This window comes from Gilliamella sp. Choc5-1 (genome assembly GCF_001690595.1).
In the GTDB taxonomy this organism is placed as follows: domain Bacteria; phylum Pseudomonadota; class Gammaproteobacteria; order Enterobacterales; family Orbaceae; genus Gilliamella; species Gilliamella apicola_M.
Window position 1 is genome coordinate 1 of record NZ_LZHH01000073.1, and the last position, 696, is coordinate 696.

Sequence of the window (696 nt, forward strand, 5' to 3'; positions counted from 1 at the left end):
AAAGGCGATGAGCGGCTTAACCAGCCGTGGCATTATACCCTTGAATTTACCAGTCCCGATAAAGCCCTTGCCATTGATTCACTGCTTAACCAAAACGCCACTTTCTCATTTAATCCCTTTTTAAACTAGCCATTAACAGAAGCAATACGCTCACTAGGTGGCTTACCTGCTATCAGTGACGGGCGCATACTTCATGGGGTGGTTACCGCATTTAGTCAGCTATCGGTCAGTAAAGAGCAAGCGCATTATCAAGTTGTTTTATCATCCCGCTTAGCGTTGTTAGCCATGAAAAAACAGTGTGCCATTTTTCAAAACTAAAGCGTGGTAAGTGTAGTGGAATCGATACTGCGCAGCCATGGTTTTACCGGCATTGATTACCGCTTGGAATTAAAAGACACCTACCCGTCTCGAGAATTTATTACCCAATGGCAAGAAAGTGACCTTGAGTTCATACAACGCTTATTGGCGGATGTGGGGATTTGGTTTCGCTTTGAAACCCATGCTGAGCACAACTGTGATGTCATGGTGCTAAGTGATTATGAGCAAGGTTATGCTCAGGTTGCTGATATTGATAACAAACCACCGAGTGGCACCTTAGATGGTGGCACTGAAAGCGTTTGGGATATTCGCTTACACAGTGCCGTGGTGGCCTCATCAGTTGAGGTAAATGATTATAACTATCGAACCGCCAATACG

General features: G+C 44.8%; 1 pseudogene. It reads left to right on the top strand.

From position 1 onward, the window contains the following. Nucleotides 1-186: 186 nt before the first annotated feature. A pseudogene (gene vgrG / locus A9G35_RS06520) lies at nucleotides 187-696 on the top strand (type VI secretion system tip protein VgrG); the annotation flags it as partial.